15 protein-coding genes and 1 tRNA gene are annotated in these 15,471 nt (G+C 25.8%); 15 read left to right on the forward strand and 1 reads right to left on the reverse strand.

Annotation, left to right across the window (positions count from 1 at the left end; translation table 4 throughout):
* Positions 1-286 precede the first annotated feature (286 nt).
* The 8 genes from ylqF (at position 287) to AACK85_RS01890 (ending at position 9,765) form a co-directional block, all read left to right on the forward strand.
* Positions 287-1,210, forward strand: coding sequence for a ribosome biogenesis GTPase YlqF (gene ylqF, locus AACK85_RS01855; RefSeq protein ID WP_338970579.1), 924 nt, complete (start codon positions 287-289; stop codon positions 1,208-1,210).
* Positions 1,192-1,824, forward strand: a complete 633-nt coding sequence (locus tag AACK85_RS01860; protein ID WP_338970581.1) for a ribonuclease HII — start codon at positions 1,192-1,194, stop codon at positions 1,822-1,824. Before ylqF ends, AACK85_RS01860 begins: the two co-directional genes overlap by 19 nt.
* A 3-nt stretch (positions 1,825-1,827) precedes the next feature.
* Complete coding sequence (locus AACK85_RS01865) at positions 1,828-3,510, forward strand: phospho-sugar mutase (RefSeq protein ID WP_338970584.1); 1,683 nt, start codon at positions 1,828-1,830, stop codon at positions 3,508-3,510.
* 54 nt (positions 3,511-3,564) lie between these two features.
* Complete coding sequence (locus AACK85_RS01870) at positions 3,565-3,873, forward strand: single-stranded DNA-binding protein (RefSeq protein ID WP_338970587.1); 309 nt, start codon at positions 3,565-3,567, stop codon at positions 3,871-3,873.
* A 1-nt stretch (position 3,874) separates the two neighbouring features.
* Positions 3,875-4,594, forward strand: coding sequence for a hypothetical protein (locus AACK85_RS01875; protein WP_338970589.1), 720 nt, complete (start codon positions 3,875-3,877; stop codon positions 4,592-4,594).
* Between the two features lie 145 nt (positions 4,595-4,739).
* Positions 4,740-6,056: an AAA family ATPase gene (locus tag AACK85_RS01880; RefSeq protein WP_338970591.1), complete on the forward strand. Its 1,317-nt coding sequence runs from the start codon at positions 4,740-4,742 to the stop codon at positions 6,054-6,056.
* 108 nt (positions 6,057-6,164) lie between these two features.
* A complete protein-coding gene (locus tag AACK85_RS01885) occupies positions 6,165-8,285 on the forward strand; it encodes an ABC transporter ATP-binding protein (RefSeq protein WP_338970593.1) in 2,121 nt (706 codons plus the stop codon).
* A 94-nt stretch (positions 8,286-8,379) separates the two neighbouring features.
* Positions 8,380-9,765: an alanine--tRNA ligase-related protein gene (locus tag AACK85_RS01890; RefSeq protein WP_338970595.1), complete on the forward strand. Its 1,386-nt coding sequence runs from the start codon at positions 8,380-8,382 to the stop codon at positions 9,763-9,765.
* A gap of 95 nt (positions 9,766-9,860) precedes the next feature.
* On the opposite strand, the gene AACK85_RS01895 is transcribed toward AACK85_RS01890, so the two are convergent.
* Positions 9,861-10,766 (reverse strand): hypothetical protein, encoded by a 906-nt coding sequence (locus AACK85_RS01895; protein WP_338970598.1) that lies wholly within the window; start codon positions 10,764-10,766, stop codon positions 9,861-9,863.
* 321 nt (positions 10,767-11,087) lie between these two features.
* Here AACK85_RS01895 and AACK85_RS01900 point away from each other — a divergent pair.
* From AACK85_RS01900 to AACK85_RS01930, 7 genes are all read left to right on the forward strand, one after another.
* Positions 11,088-11,164: transfer RNA gene (locus AACK85_RS01900), tRNA-Arg, on the forward strand.
* Positions 11,165-11,247: 83 nt separating this feature from the next.
* Positions 11,248-12,021 (forward strand): DUF3196 family protein, encoded by a 774-nt coding sequence (locus tag AACK85_RS01905; protein WP_338970601.1) that lies wholly within the window; start codon positions 11,248-11,250, stop codon positions 12,019-12,021.
* Positions 12,022-12,024: 3 nt separating this feature from the next.
* Positions 12,025-12,396, forward strand: a complete 372-nt coding sequence (locus AACK85_RS01910) for a hypothetical protein (RefSeq protein WP_338970603.1) — start codon at positions 12,025-12,027, stop codon at positions 12,394-12,396.
* Positions 12,397-12,479: 83 nt separating this feature from the next.
* Entirely contained in the window at positions 12,480-13,778 is a 1,299-nt protein-coding gene (obgE, locus tag AACK85_RS01915; protein WP_338970605.1) for a GTPase ObgE, read from the forward strand.
* Between the two features lie 3 nt (positions 13,779-13,781).
* Positions 13,782-14,519: an NAD(+) synthase gene (nadE, locus tag AACK85_RS01920; RefSeq protein ID WP_338970608.1), complete on the forward strand. Its 738-nt coding sequence runs from the start codon at positions 13,782-13,784 to the stop codon at positions 14,517-14,519.
* Between the two features lie 47 nt (positions 14,520-14,566).
* Entirely contained in the window at positions 14,567-15,067 is a 501-nt protein-coding gene (locus tag AACK85_RS01925) for a hypothetical protein (RefSeq protein WP_338970610.1), read from the forward strand.
* A 117-nt stretch (positions 15,068-15,184) separates the two neighbouring features.
* Complete coding sequence (locus AACK85_RS01930; RefSeq protein WP_338970613.1) at positions 15,185-15,463, forward strand: TIGR04561 family membrane protein; 279 nt, start codon at positions 15,185-15,187, stop codon at positions 15,461-15,463.
* The last annotated feature ends 8 nt before the right edge of the window (positions 15,464-15,471 follow it).

Genomic DNA, 15,471 nt, shown 5'->3' on the forward strand with positions numbered 1-15,471 from the left:
CAACAGAAAGTAATACTAAAAAAATTAATGTTGTTGCACCAAAAACTAAAAATAATACAAAAGCAGCTCAAATAGAAGATTAAAAACCATTATTTGTTTTTTATTTCTAAAATAAATAATTTAAACTAAAAATGATAAAGTAGTAATTTAATGTTGAAATTATAAATGCCTATTTTAATGGGCATTTTTATTTTAATTGAAGTGTAATTTTATATGATTTTCATCTATTTAGTTGTTTTATTTAAATTAGATTGAATGATAAAATATCCAAGGAGGAAAATTTAAAATGGAAATTTCAAAATCACAATTCAATTGATTTCCAGGCCATATGAACAAGGCATTAAAAGAAATTGAAAAACAATTACCAATTGTTGATTTAGTTATTCAAGTTGTAGATTCAAGAGCGCCATTTTCAACACAAAATACTATTTTGCAAAAATTATTGTATAAAAAACCTATGTTATTTATTTTTACAAAAACAGATTTGTCCGATATAGAAGTGACAAAAAAATGAATCATTTTTTTAAATTCACTTGGTCATACTGTTTTTAAAGTTGATAACAGTGGGAAATCACTATACACTGAGTTTAAAAATTTTGTCTATAAATTATTATCAAAAAATTTCGAATTACAAAAAAAACGTGGTATAGAAATTCCTCAATTGAATGCTTTAATTTGCGGAGTTCCAAACGTTGGCAAATCAACTTTTTTAAATCGGATATCAAAATTTAAAAGAGTTAAAGTTGCAAATACACCAGGTGTAACACGAGGTTTACAAAGAATTAGAATAGATGACAATATAGTTTTGATTGATTCACCCGGAATATTACCCGCAAGAATTGATACACAAGCTCAGGGATTTATTTTAATAGCATGTAATGCAATTAAAATTCAACCGCAAATAACAGAAGATTTTGTTTTATCTGCCTTACATTATTTTTTAAATAATTATCCAAAATTGATAGAGTTAAATTACAAAATTAGTTTAGAAAATATTGAATCTTTAGAATATGATTCATTAGAAGTAAATGTTCTTTCAAAAATTGCAAAACAATTTAATTTTGTTTACTCAAATACACTAAATTTTGAAAAAACAATTGATAAAATTATTGTAGATTTTTCAATGAATAAATTCAAATTAGTATCATTTGAAAAACCAGATAAAATTACGGGAAGCGATCGTGATATACAATGAAATTTAAATCCATAAGGGCAGAATTTGATGCAGATATTCGCAATAAATATAATGTTTCAGTGATTGCGGGTTCTGACGAGGCTGGAAGAGGTTCTCTTGCAGGACCATTAGTAGTTGCATCTGTCATTTTGCCAGTAGATTATGATAATGATGAAATTAATGATTCAAAAAAAATTTCAATTAGCAAAAGATTATCATTATTTTTTGAAATAAAAAAAATTGCCCTAGCATATTGTATTAAAATTTATGATAATTTCTTTGTAGAAGAGCACAATCCAAAATTAACAAGTATAATAGGTATGAAAGAGTCATTGAATGAATTAAAAGTTTTCCCTCAAATAGCATTAATTGATGGGGAAAAAATAGAATTAGATGAAATTGAATGCGTACAATTAATAAAAGGCGATGCAAGATCGCAAACGATAGGTGCAGCATCAATTTTAGCTAAAGTTACTCGTGATCAATTAATGGATGAATATGCAATAGTTTATCCAGGTTACTATTTCGAAAGTAATAAGGGATATGGAACAAAGCTTCATTTAAATGCTATAAAAGAACTTGGAATTTTGCCAATACATAGAAAAACTTATGAGCCAATAAAATCAATGCTCAAGAAAAGGAAAGACTAACTTATGGATAAATTTGATAGAACAAATGAAATTTACTTGGAATGATTAAATAATGAATATTTAGATGAAAATGATCGTAATGAATTAAAAAAATTTTCAGATGAAGAATTATTATCTGCATTTGCAAGTGAATTAGAATTCGGTACAGCAGGTATTAGAGGAATTATGGGCGTAGGGCCAAGTAAATTTAATCAATACACAATAAAAAAAGTAACTATGGCTTATGCAAGATTGCTTTTAAAAAAATACCCAAATGATATTTTAAGGGGAGTAGTTATTGGTCATGACAATAGATATAATTCAAAAGAATTTGCAAAATTGGCAGCTGAAGTTTTAACTTCATTTGGAATCAAAGCTTATTTGTTTAAAGATAATGCAATGAAACCAACACCAGTTGTTTCATTTGCAACAAAATTTTTAAATTGTATTGGTGGTGTTGTTATTACAGCATCACATAATCCTGCACAATATAATGGTTATAAAATTTATGATGAATTTGGTTGCCAATTATTGACAAATGATACAGATAAAATTGCAAAAAATATGCAATCAATTAGCGATATTATTTCTTGAACTTATAAACCTATTGATGATTTATTAACATTTGTACCAACAGAGGTTATTAAAGCATACACTAGAATGATTGAAGATTTACAATTTTATGCAGATGAAAATAAAACCAATTTTAAAATTATCTATTCAAACATTCATGGAACTGGTATTGAATTTGTACCAAAAATTTTACAAAATAATGGTTTTGAAGTAATTACAGTTAAGGAACATTTAGATGAAGATCCATCATTTAAAGATGTTGATAATCCAAATCCAGAATTTGAATCAGCCTGAAAAATTCCTTTTCAATATGCAAAAACTTATGATGCAGATTTAATTATTTTGACAGATCCAGATGCAGATAGATTAGCAATTGCAATTAAACATAATGATGAATATATTAGATTAACAGGCAATGAAACAGGGACATTATTAATAGATTGAAAATTATCAAAGCAAAAAGAATTCAATAAATTACCACAAAATCCAGCACTTTATTCATCTTTTGTAACATCAGATTTGGGAGATAGAATTGCAAAAGAAAAATTTGACGCAACTATAGTTAAAACATTGACAGGTTTTAAATGAATGGGTGCTGAAATTGCAAAAGAAAAAGAACGAAATTTGAATTTTGTTTTTGCATACGAAGAATCTATCGGTTATGTTTTAGACGATTCAACACGAGACAAAGATGGTATTCAAGCAGCAATAGTAGCAGCTGAGATGACATGATATTATCTAAAAAATGAAAATAAAAATTTGATACAAAAATTAGATAATATTTATGCTGAATTTGATTATTACTATACAGATACAATTAATTTAAATTTTGCCCCAGAAGAAATTAAATCAAAAGTAGAACCAATAATGAAAAAATTGAGAACTCGAAATATTGATCAAATTGCAAAACATAACGTTATAAATGTAGAAGATTATGCAGATGGATTATATAACATGCCAGGACAAAATTTATTGAAATTTTATTTGGATAATAAATCATGATTTGCGATTAGACCATCTGGAACAGAGCCGAAAATCAAAATATATTTTGTAATCGTGGAAAATTCTATAAAAAACGCAAAAGAATTATTTAAAAAAATTAAGTCAGAACTTATGAACTTAATAAATATTTAAAAAAAATAATTTTAATAGTCATTTTTTTACGTATCTAGTTGGAGGCAATAAAAAATGAATCATGTATCAATTATAGGTCAAATAGATGGCCAACCAACTTTAGTATACGAATCACCAAATGGTGGTGAAAAAAAATTATATCGTATTACATTAAAAACTGAAAAATTTAATCCAAAATCACCGGATCGAAATGGCTTTGATTTTATAAATGTGAAAATATGAAATTCATTAATTCAGGACGTTGAAACATTTCAAGACGGAGTGATTGTAGCACTTGAAGGTAGAATTCAATCATTTGGTGATGGTCAACATAATCAAATGCTAAATGAAGTTTTGGCAAATCGCTTTAATTATTTATATTAGTATGAATTTAGTTTTATTGTATTTTGCAGTTAAATATCATGGGGAATGAAAATCAATTTATGATGCGTTAATTAAAAAAGAACAAATTAGCCCAGGAGATTTATATGATTTAGAAAAATCATTGCAGTGTAAGTATACTACAATATTAAATAACGATTATCCAGAAGAACTAAAAAGTGTAGATCATCCACCTTTTGTTATATTTTATGTGGGAAATTTAAATCTAATAAGTCATAATCAAAACAAACTTATATTTATCAGTAATAGTAATAGAATTTATACTGATAATTATTTAATTAAATTATATAATGATTTAAATTCAGCAAATTTTATTCCAGTTATTTCTACAAATTTAAATATTGATGTTGAAAAAAATTTTGAGCATAAAATGTTTATCTGTGAAAAACCTATTTTAAATTATTTATATAAAGAGAGTATTAAAAAATCACTTTATTTATCGTTAATTTATAATAAAAATACAAAAAAAGATAATTTTCTGGAATGTCAAATAAATTTAATGCATGGTTTGTTAAAAAGAGTTTTAATCCTACCATCTGAAAATGAATCGCTAATACATAGAAAAATTGAATGTTTATCAAATAGAGGCAGCGAATTAATGGCTATTCCAGATAATGCAAATAATAATTCAATGTCAAATTTGTGAATAAAAAATGGTGCAAAATTGGTAGATAGAGCATCAGATATTATAAATAGAATGTAAACAATAAATATTTGCATTTTTTTTGCATAAATTGCAATAAAATGATTAACTTTCACAAAAATATATAAATTTATGCAAAAAAAATGCATAAATTGTTGACATATAAATAAAAGCATGTATAATTTTTATTGGGGGTGGGGTAGTTATGTTAGTAAATTTTAAAGTTAAAAATTTTATGGCTTTTAGTGATTGGGAAGATATAAGTTTTCTCGCCAATAATAGAGTAAAAGATCATGAAAAATCACTCATAAGTATAAATAATTTAAATCTATTACCTGTAAAAGGTATTGCTGGTATGAACGGCGCTGGTAAATCTTCATTAATTCGTGCAATTTTTTGTTATTATACTTTGCAAAAATTTGGGAGTTTAGCGCTATTCAATGATACATCAATGAATGTAATTAATTATTTTATGGGAGAACATGAGGATTCTCAGAATTGATGAGAAGGAAGTAATATGTTGTTTACTTCAAATATGTTTAATGATGCAGCAAAAAATATTTTATTTGAAGTAACTTTTGCGATTGAGGATTTCTTCTTTGTTCATTTTTTAGAACTAGATGCAGATTTAAATATAATTAATGAAAAAATAACAATTAAAAAAGATATTAAAGATGATGGTAATTGATTGACTTCATTATTATCAAATAAAGGAACTATTTTCATGTTCTTAAAAAAAATTTCAACTACAAATATTGAAAATTTTATAAGTAAAAGTGTGGATATTTTCAAAGTTTCTTCAGTAAAAGTGTATGAAAAAATACCTGCAATTTGCAAATTTTTAGACAATTTTATTGAACAAAAAATGGTATTTGGACAAATAATGAATTCTCCAAATCATTTTGATAGAGCTAAAGCTCAGTTAAAAAAATATTTTTCAAATTCGGAAATGGAAAAATTAATAACGATGATAGCCAAAACAGCTGATAGCAAAATTTTAAGTGCTCATAAAAATTTGACGCCATCTTTTCGTGGCAAAGATAATTATGAAATTACATTAAAATTAAATAATGGTGAAAAAACTATTGCTTATAAAGATTTATCGGTCGGTACAAAAAAATTTGTAAAAATTGTAATGTTTGCAATTTATACAGTTTTAGAGGGGGGCTTATTTATAGGCGATGAGTTAGACATGAATTTACATCCATCGCTTTCTAAATTTATAATTGATTTGTTTATGAATTCTGAAATTAATAAAAAGTACGGTCAATTCTTGTTTACATCGCATGTTCCTTATTCATTTGATGAGTTGAGAATAGATCAAATTGCCTTGCTTTATAATGATGATTTGAAAAAAAATAAATTAAGAGAATTATTAGAATTAAAAAAAGATCTTGATGTCAATTTGAGATCGTCAATAGTATTTTCAAAAAATTATTTATCAGAAGTTTTAGGTGAACACCCAAAAACAGCGGATTTATCTGCAATTCAAGAAGTTTTAAAAAACATAGAAAGAAGATAACGAGTATGATTAAAATTATTTCTTTGTTTGTTCTTTTTTGGAACATTATAAAACAAAATTTTCAATTAAAATTAAAAGAAAATTATAATATAGAAAAAGGTAATTAGTGTGAAACGAAATACAAAAAAAGAAGCCAATAATTCTGTAGAGTTAAATAACGCAGAAGATTTATTGGCAAAAAATAGAAAAGATTTGACTCCTTTTGAAAAGGAACAGTTAAAATTATTTCTAAAAGCAAATAAAAAAGGTTTTTTTGGTTTAGTTTGAGATTATATCAAAATTCACTGATTAATGTCTTTGTTGATTTTGCTTGTTACAGCAATTTCTGCTTTTGCAACAGTTGTAGGCCCTAAAATAACAGAAAGATTAATGGGAACTTTAATGGCTGCGCAAATGGAGCACGAATTTTCAAATTCATTAATTCAAATTTTATTGGATAATGACGTGAATGCACCCGCATTCACGGGTGGTAATTTTGGCGAATGAATTAATGCTGTTCAAGATGCTGTAAATGCTCAGCAACCAGGATTAAATTTAAATATTAATAATATGTATAATGAGGCATTGCATAATGGATATTCATTTGTAAATTTCGATGCAAACAGTAATAATTATTTTGCATATTTATTTAATATGCATTTAAATTGAACAGGTTGAATTTATGTTCAATTATGTATGTTTGGTTTAATAGCAATTTGTACATTTGTATCAAATTATTTTGCAGGAATGTTAGGTAGAAGAATGGAAATTGATCTACGTAATAAAACCTTAGAAAGATTAGTAAAACAAGATATAAGTTATTATTCAGATAAAAAAATTGGTGAAATATTAACAAAAATTGTGTCTGATACTCAAATAATTGGAGAGCAAGCATCGCAAGTTCCAATAGCAGTTGTGTCTGCGTTCTTGACCTTCTTTGGTTCATTAGGTGTAATGGCTACAATTAACGGTAAATTAACAATTGTTGTAGTTGTTGCCATGGTTCTTTTGTTGGCGATAATGATGTCTATGTTTATGATTGTTCGTAGAGTTATGTTTAAAGTGCGTAAATCAATTACAAGCATTAATGGTGATGTTACAGACAGAATAAACACTGTAAGACTTATCAAAGCCTCTGGAACAGAAGAATATGAAACAAATCGTTTTAAAGAAGAACATAAAGACTATTATAAAAAATCAAAAACTTTAATTTCAATGCAATCAATTATAATTACAGTAATGGTAGCTGGAATATCATCTATTCAAGTTGTGATTATTATTGCTGGTGCAATAATGTATCATGATGATATTGCAACTTTATCTGTTGTATTAACTTCATTTATTTCTGGTGTTGGAACAATGATATCGCCAATTATGCAAATGGTGCGTATTATTAGTGGACTTGTTCAAGCATCAACAGCATCTCAACGTGTCTTCACAATTATGAATTCTAAATCTAGATTAGACCCACATTATGCTGAAAATGACGGAATTATGATTGATAATATTAGTGGTGATATTATCTTTAAAGATATTACTTTTGCATATCCTGAAAAACCAGAGCAATTAATTTTACCAAAATTCAATTTTACATTTGAAAATGGTAAATCATATGCATTTGTGGGTGAAACAGGAGTTGGTAAATCAACTATTTCAAAATTATTATTACGTTTTTACGACCCTACAACAGGTGAAGTATTAATAAATAACAAAATTGATCTAAAAGATATTCATTTATCATCATATTTGGATAAAGTAGGATATGTTGAACAGGAACCACAAATTTTATTTGGTAATGTTTATGATAATATTCGTTATGCACGCTTTGATGCATCAGATGAAGAAGTAATGGAAGCTGCAAAAAAAGCAGAATTACATGAATTGATTCAATCATGGCCTCAAGGTTACGATACAATACTTGGTGAAAGAGGATTTATGTTGTCTGGTGGTCAAAAACAACGTCTTGTTATTGCCAGAATGTTTTTAAAAAATCCACAATTGTTAATTTTAGATGAAGCCACTTCCGCTTTAGATAATATTGTTGAAAAAGAAATTCAAGGTAATTTAGAAGAACTGATGAAAGGGCGAACAACAATTTCGATTGCGCACCGTTTATCAACAATAAAAAATTCAGATCAAATTATTGTATTAGCTAAAGGTGTTGGTGTTGCCCAAGTTGGAACTTTTAATGAATTGAGAAAAGTTTCTGGCCATTTTAAAGATCTTTATGAAGCTGGATTAATGGATTAAAAAAGTCGTGAGACTTTTTTTATTTTTTCCAATTTCGCTTTATTTTAAAATAATTTTTAAGGTAGAATTATTTTTGAAATAAGAGGGATTTATAATGGAAATAAATTGAAATGTATTAAATGACATTAACGGAATAAATAAGACCGAATATTTAGGTTATCACCAAAATAATTTAGTTCAACCAGTAAAATATTTATTCAATTTAAAAGGAGAGAAAGTTGATCATTCAACAAGCCTAACTTTCATTGTTTTTGATAAAACTGTATTTTATGCAACTGGTGGTGCCCAACCATTTGATACAGGATACTTAATTAAAGATAATAAAAATTATGAAGTGTTAGATGTTGAAAAAAAATTTATTAAAAACGTTTATGTACATTTAGTAGATTTCAAAAATGAAGAAATAAAAATTGGTGATGTGGTTACACAAAAATATGATGAAAAAAGAAGACACAATCATTCAATACATCATACAGCTTCACATATGTTGTACACTATGTCTGTTAAAAAAATCTTAAATTTAGAAGAAATATCACAAGGTTTAGATGAAGAAAAAACCTGATCACAATTTACAGGTGACAATGTTACTTGAGATAAAATTCAAGAAATTGTTGATGAAGTAAATAAAGATGTTGAGAAAAATATTATTCAAAATGAAATGTTTATGTCAAAAGAAGAAGCATTTAATAATGGTTACATTGCTTATGATAAATTTATAGATAGATATGATAACATTGTGAGAGCAGTTGAATTTAAAGATTCCACGACAGATTTATGCGGAGGAACACATGTACAATCAACAGGTGAAATAAAACATTTGTATTTGGTTGATGTTGAATCTGCAAAAAAAGGTTTTTTAGTTACGGTATCTGCTTTTCAAAATACAATAAATAAACATTTTATAATTAAAATTAAAAATATCTTAAATCAAATTAAAGATATTAAAGCAAAAATTTTGAAATTGAATAATTCGTATTCTCTTGATATTCCATACGATGTTGAATTATCGCAAGCAAATAGAAATTATTTTGAATATTTAAATAATTTATTGATTAAAATTCAAGGAGATTTCAAAATAGAAAATAAACTTGCACAAATTAAACAACAAGAACAATTAGAAAAATTAACTTTTAATTCTGATGTTAAAAAAATAAATGAAATCAATGTATCAATCAATAATTTTTCAAATCAATTAATAGACAATAAAATTTTAATGCCAAAGACCTTAAAATCTATTCAAGTTAAAAAAGCAAGTATAGAATTGTATTTTAATAATATTGATAATACAAATATTCTACTTTTGGTATCTGCTGATTTAAAAAACAAATTAAATTTAAATAAATTTTTGGATATTTTAAAAAAATATAATGTAAATTATGTTGGTGGCGGTTCTAATTTAATTTGTCAATTATCAATTAATAAAATAGATAAAAATAATTTTGAAAATATATTTTTTGAGTGACTAAAAAATATTTACTAATTTAATAATTTTTTTAAAACTAAATATAAACAAAAAACTTTTTTATTTCTAAAAAAGCTTTTTGTTTATATGGTTTAAAATTTTATAAAGAAACTTTAAATATTTTTAACCAACATATTAAATGTTCCATCTGTATCTAATGATGTAATTGATACATAAAAATATTCATCAGTTACAAGATCATTATTTAAAATAATATCACCTGTTGTGAATGTGTTGTCATCATTTTTTAAAGCAGTTAAAACATTAATATTTTGAATATTACTTAAATTAATAGTTGTAGTAGTTTTTACATAATCAATAATTGCATGGTAGTATATACCTGATTCAAAATTGAATGCATCAATAATTTGACTTGCTAAATATGTAAATCCTTCGTTGTTTAATTTGATATTTGATTTAAAAATATTGTCTGTATGATTTATGTTATTGTTTATTTCGTAATTAATTGTTAATTTATTTTTAAAAGTACTTAAAATTTGGAACCCCGCAAATTCTTGAGATGATTGATAATTACATAATTTAAAATCATTATCTAATCCGTTAAAGAATATAACTGCATTTAAATCTCATGTGTATTCATCTGAAACACTACCTTTAATAACTGATGCAGTTACACTTTTTACTTCGAAATCATCATATGTAATTGAAGCATGTAGAATTTCTTCGTATGTTTGTGCTAGTTCTTCTAAATTTCCTTCAAACGCTGTTGCTGAAAATTGTGATTTTGCATCTGTTACTGTAAAATTTGAGACAGAATTATTTTGAATGAATCCAATTTTGAAATCTTGTTCGATAAAGTTTATCAAATTTTGCGTTGCATCATACTCACCTGCAATTGGTTCATGATTTTCATCAACACTAATTGATGGAACAAATTCATTTATAAGTTGTGTTTCTATTACATCATTTTGTGATGTCATTTTATCTAAATTAATTATAGTTGGTGTAACACTTACAACTGGTGCTACAACTGATAATAAGGATAATAAAATTTTCATATATTTTCTCCTTTTTGCAATATTTAATTGCTAATTTCATTATATGCGAAAATATTTAACAATCAATATTATTTTAATGATTAATAGACATTGATGATTATTATGTTTATTTTTTGATAATGAATGTAGAATATTATCGTTAAATCAGTATCACATAAAAACATTATTAATTAATAAGCAGAATTAATTAATTTGTATTTGTAATTTAGCATTAGATTGATATTTTTTCCTGTAAATGAAACACTAAAATATCTCATTTTTTGGTATTTTAGTAATTTTTTTATAAATATTTTAAAAAACTGTTTATAATAAATGTTGTATGCCCATGTAGCTCAGTAGGATAGAGCACGCGCCTTCTAAGCGTGTTGTCGGAGGTTCGAATCCTCTCGTGGGCGCCATTTAGATAACTCAAAACATGAATATTATATTCATGTTTTTTTATTTTTTATATATAATTTAGAATATTGGAGGAATAATAATTTTGAATAATTTTTATGATGAAAAACTTAACGAATTAAACGAACTATTTAAAGAAAATAAATTTGATCAATTATTAGTTGAAATTCAACAAGAAATTAATATGCCATATGTTCCTTCTGATTTTGAAAAAGAATTATTAGAATTACTAAAAAAAGTACAATCAATTAATAAAAATGTAAATTTAAATAATGATGAAAAATCGCTTTGAAGTTTAGAATGAATAGAAAAAATTCTTTTGGATGAAAAGCAAAAAAATATCCACATTATAGCAATTAATCAATTAAAAAAAATGAATGCACGTTCGTTAAATAAAACATTAAAGAAATTTTTGACAAATGAAAATTTATCTGATTTAAATAAATCAATGCTATTGTTTATTTTAATGGATCAAAAAATTGATGAAGAATATACAATCATTAAAAAAAATGGTCTTTTTAAAATAAATCCAACAAAGAACAATTTTGATGAATTATTTGTTGTCATAAATAATGTTTTTAAATTACTAGATGAAACGATAGGTCAAAAAGACATATCGTTGGTTAAAATTTCTAAACAAATTACAAATGAATATTTTCTTTTAAATTTTCCTATTTTTTTGGATAAAAATGTCAGCTATTATGAATTTACAGCGGCAATTATTATGCTCAGTTTTAATATGTTAGGAATTGAAGAATCATTTTTGAATATTAGAAATAATTATTTTAACTTTGAAGATAGCATTGCATCAAAAGTGTATGATAAAATAAGAACGTGATATACAGATAAGGAAAAATAATTTATGAGTGAATTTATTTTTAATACATCAGATTATAAAACATTTGATGATTCAAATAATGTGATGATAGAAATGTTTGATACAACTTGTTCTGTTTGTGGTCTTGAACAAATAGACTGAGTTAGAAAAGATGCACCAAGAACAATCGGAAATATTGCACATGATATTTTAGATGAAAACACAAATGTTTCAGATGAATTTCTAGATGATGCGTTGAATGAACCGATTAATGAATGACAAAAATTTGATGATTTAAATGCAGACAATGGTATACCAACTTTTTTATGTTCAACTTGTTTTGAACAATTAAAAAATAACGAAATTAAAATATCAGATGGACAAATTTTAGAATTAGTAAATGATTCTGAAGAATAATTCAAAATTATTTTTGAATTATTTATTTTTTTTCATTATATTTTAAATGACATAAAATAGAAAATATTTAAGGAGATTGACAAATGAAATTTATTGATATTGCCAATTTTAATATAAAAGCAGGTAAAGGTGGCGATGGAGCAGTTTCATTTCGTCATGAACTTTATGTACCAAACGGGGGACCTAATGGCGGTGACGGCGGTGACGGCGGTGACGTTATTTTTGTGGGTGATGAAGGTAAATCATCTTTACTTGATTTAAAAATTCAAAAAAATTATGTTGCACAAGACGGGCTAAAAGGTGATATCAAAAATATGCATGGTAAAAGTGCATCTGATTTAATTATTAATGTTCCCTTAGGAACATTAATAATTAATGTAAAAACAGGTGACATAATTGCTGATGTTGTAGAAAACAATAAACATTATTTGGTGGCCAAAGGTGGTAAAGGTGGAAGAGGAAATGCAAGATTTGCAACTTCAAGAAACAAAGCACCAACTATTTTTGAAGCTGGTGAACCTGGACAATATTTTGAAATAAGAGCAGAATTAAAAGTTTTAGCAGATGTTGGTTTTGTTGGATTACCTAATGCTGGTAAATCAACATTATTGAGAGCTATATCAAATTCTAAACCGGAAATAGGTGACTATCCTTTTACAACAATTAGCCCACAACTTGGAGTATGTCGTGATAAAAAAGGACGAACTTTTACAGTTGCAGATCTTCCGGGTTTAATTGAGGGAGCTTCACAAGGAAAAGGTTTAGGTGATGAATTTCTAAAACATATTGAAAGATGTCGAATTATTTGCCATGTTATTGATATGTCTGGAAATTATGCAACAGAGGATGTTTTTAAAAATTATCAAATTATAAGGCAAGAATTAATAAATTATAATTATAAATTAGAAAACAGATTAGAAATAATTGTGGCAAATAAAATTGATTTAGAAGAGGCTCAAATCAATTTACTTTATTTTAATGAACAAATTAAAGATAAAAAAATCATTAAAATATCTGGTTTGAAAAAAACAGGTCTAGATGAATTATTATTAGCAATTGGTGATGCGCTAGAAAATATACCAACACAGGCGTTATGAAATATGCAAGATGAAAATACAAATGATAATTCACCAAAAATTTATACATTAGAATCTAAAAAAGATGATACTGTTATTGAAAATTTAGGAAACGGACATTGGAAAATTTCTGGAGAAGCTATCAAAAAAATTTATAATAAGTTTCCAATATCAACACATGATAATTTACTAGTTTTTAATGAAAACATGTGTCGTTTGGGTATTTATGATCAATTGCGTAAACGTGGAGCAAAAAATGGTGATTATGTAAGAATTTATGATATTGAATTGGAATGGATGGGTTAATTTGTGAAACTGGAAATATATTTAAAAGAAATAGTAGACTGAATTAGAGAAAAAGTAAAAGCTGCAAATGCCGTTGGTGTTATAGTTGGAATTTCTGGTGGAATAGATTCCGCATTAGTTGCAAATTTGGCAAAACAAGCATTTCCGAATGATTATTTAACTGTTTGAATGCCATTACATTCTTCGTTAGAAGATGAAGAATGTAAAAATGCATTAGTAAATGAAAATAATTTAAAATTCAAAACTGTAAATTTATTATCAACATTTAATGAAATTAAAACAGAATTGAATTTGCCAAACGAAACAGCAAAATCAACTCAATTAGCTTTGGCAAATACAAAAGCAAGATTAAGAATGACAACTCTATATTCTCTCGCACAATCACATAATTATCTTGTTTTGGGTACAGATAATGCAGATGAATGACATATTGGTTATTTTACTAAATTTGGTGATGGTGGATGTGATTTATTGCCAATAGTTCATTTATTAAAACAAGAAGTAAAAGAAGCTGCGAAATTTTATAATGTTCCAAACATTATTATTGATAGAAAACCAACAGCAGGTTTATGAGAAAATCAAACAGATGAAGCTGAAATAGGTTTTTCATATGAAATTATTGATCGTTACTTAATAGGTGAAAATGTTTCAACTGATGCAAAAGAAAGAATTGAATACTTACATTTTATATCAGAGCATAAAAGAAACGGTGCTTTGCAACCCAAAAAAATTATTAGATAATTAAAAAAGGTGAGATAATAAAATTAATAGAGTTAAAGGATAAGATAATGACAAAATATAGTTTAGAACAAGTAGATAATTATTTGAACAATTTACCAGAAACAGTTGCAAATGAAATAGTAGATGAAGTTATGATTAATATAGATATGGCTTTTGGTATGCAATTATTTGAACCAGCAGTTGAAGAAATTGTAAGTCAAATGAAAGGCGTAGATATCGCTGAAATTATTAAAGAAGCACAATCGATAGAATTTTCAGATGAAGAAATTTTAGCAGAATTGGAAAATAGATTAGGAACAGAAGAATCAGCTAAGTATTTCGCGGATGATGCTGTAGATTCAGTTTTATTTAATGTTGAAGGAACTGTTGAATTTAAACATTTTATAGAATTAAATAGTATTGATGAACCTGAATTTTTTAAAACTTTAATTGTATTATTGATTGATGAATTTATTGAGTCATTTAAAAGTGAAGAAAATAACATTAAGGAATGAAAGCATGATGTTATTGCAGATATTGTTGAATTATTAACAAATGAGGAAAAATAAATTTCCTTTTTTTATTTTCAAAATATTTACCCAAAAAGAGAAAATGATGTATAATAACTGTGTAGTGTTTGATAGGGCTTAAACATTTTACGCAAATATAAGGAGAAAATAATAAAAGTGATTTTATTGGTTAATGATAAAGGGTCAAATAGATTATTTTATTTATTAGATTGAAGCATTCCTTTGGAAATCATTTTGATTGTTTTTTTTGTTATAGCTTTACTTGCTTTGATTTTGTTTTTTTTAGCAATGTTTAAAAAACCAAAATCTTTAGTTTTAAACCGTAAGAATTTGTCAAGAGAAGATTTTAAAAAAGTAGAAAAATTTAATGATTTAAAAAACGATTTTGAACTTGAACTCGCACAAATTAAAAAGGCTATTAGAAATAAAAAATAATTTAAATT

Origin of the sequence: Spiroplasma endosymbiont of Labia minor (assembly GCF_964019845.1) — a bacterium.
In the GTDB taxonomy this organism is placed as follows: Bacteria; Bacillota_I; Bacilli_A; order Mycoplasmatales; family Mycoplasmataceae.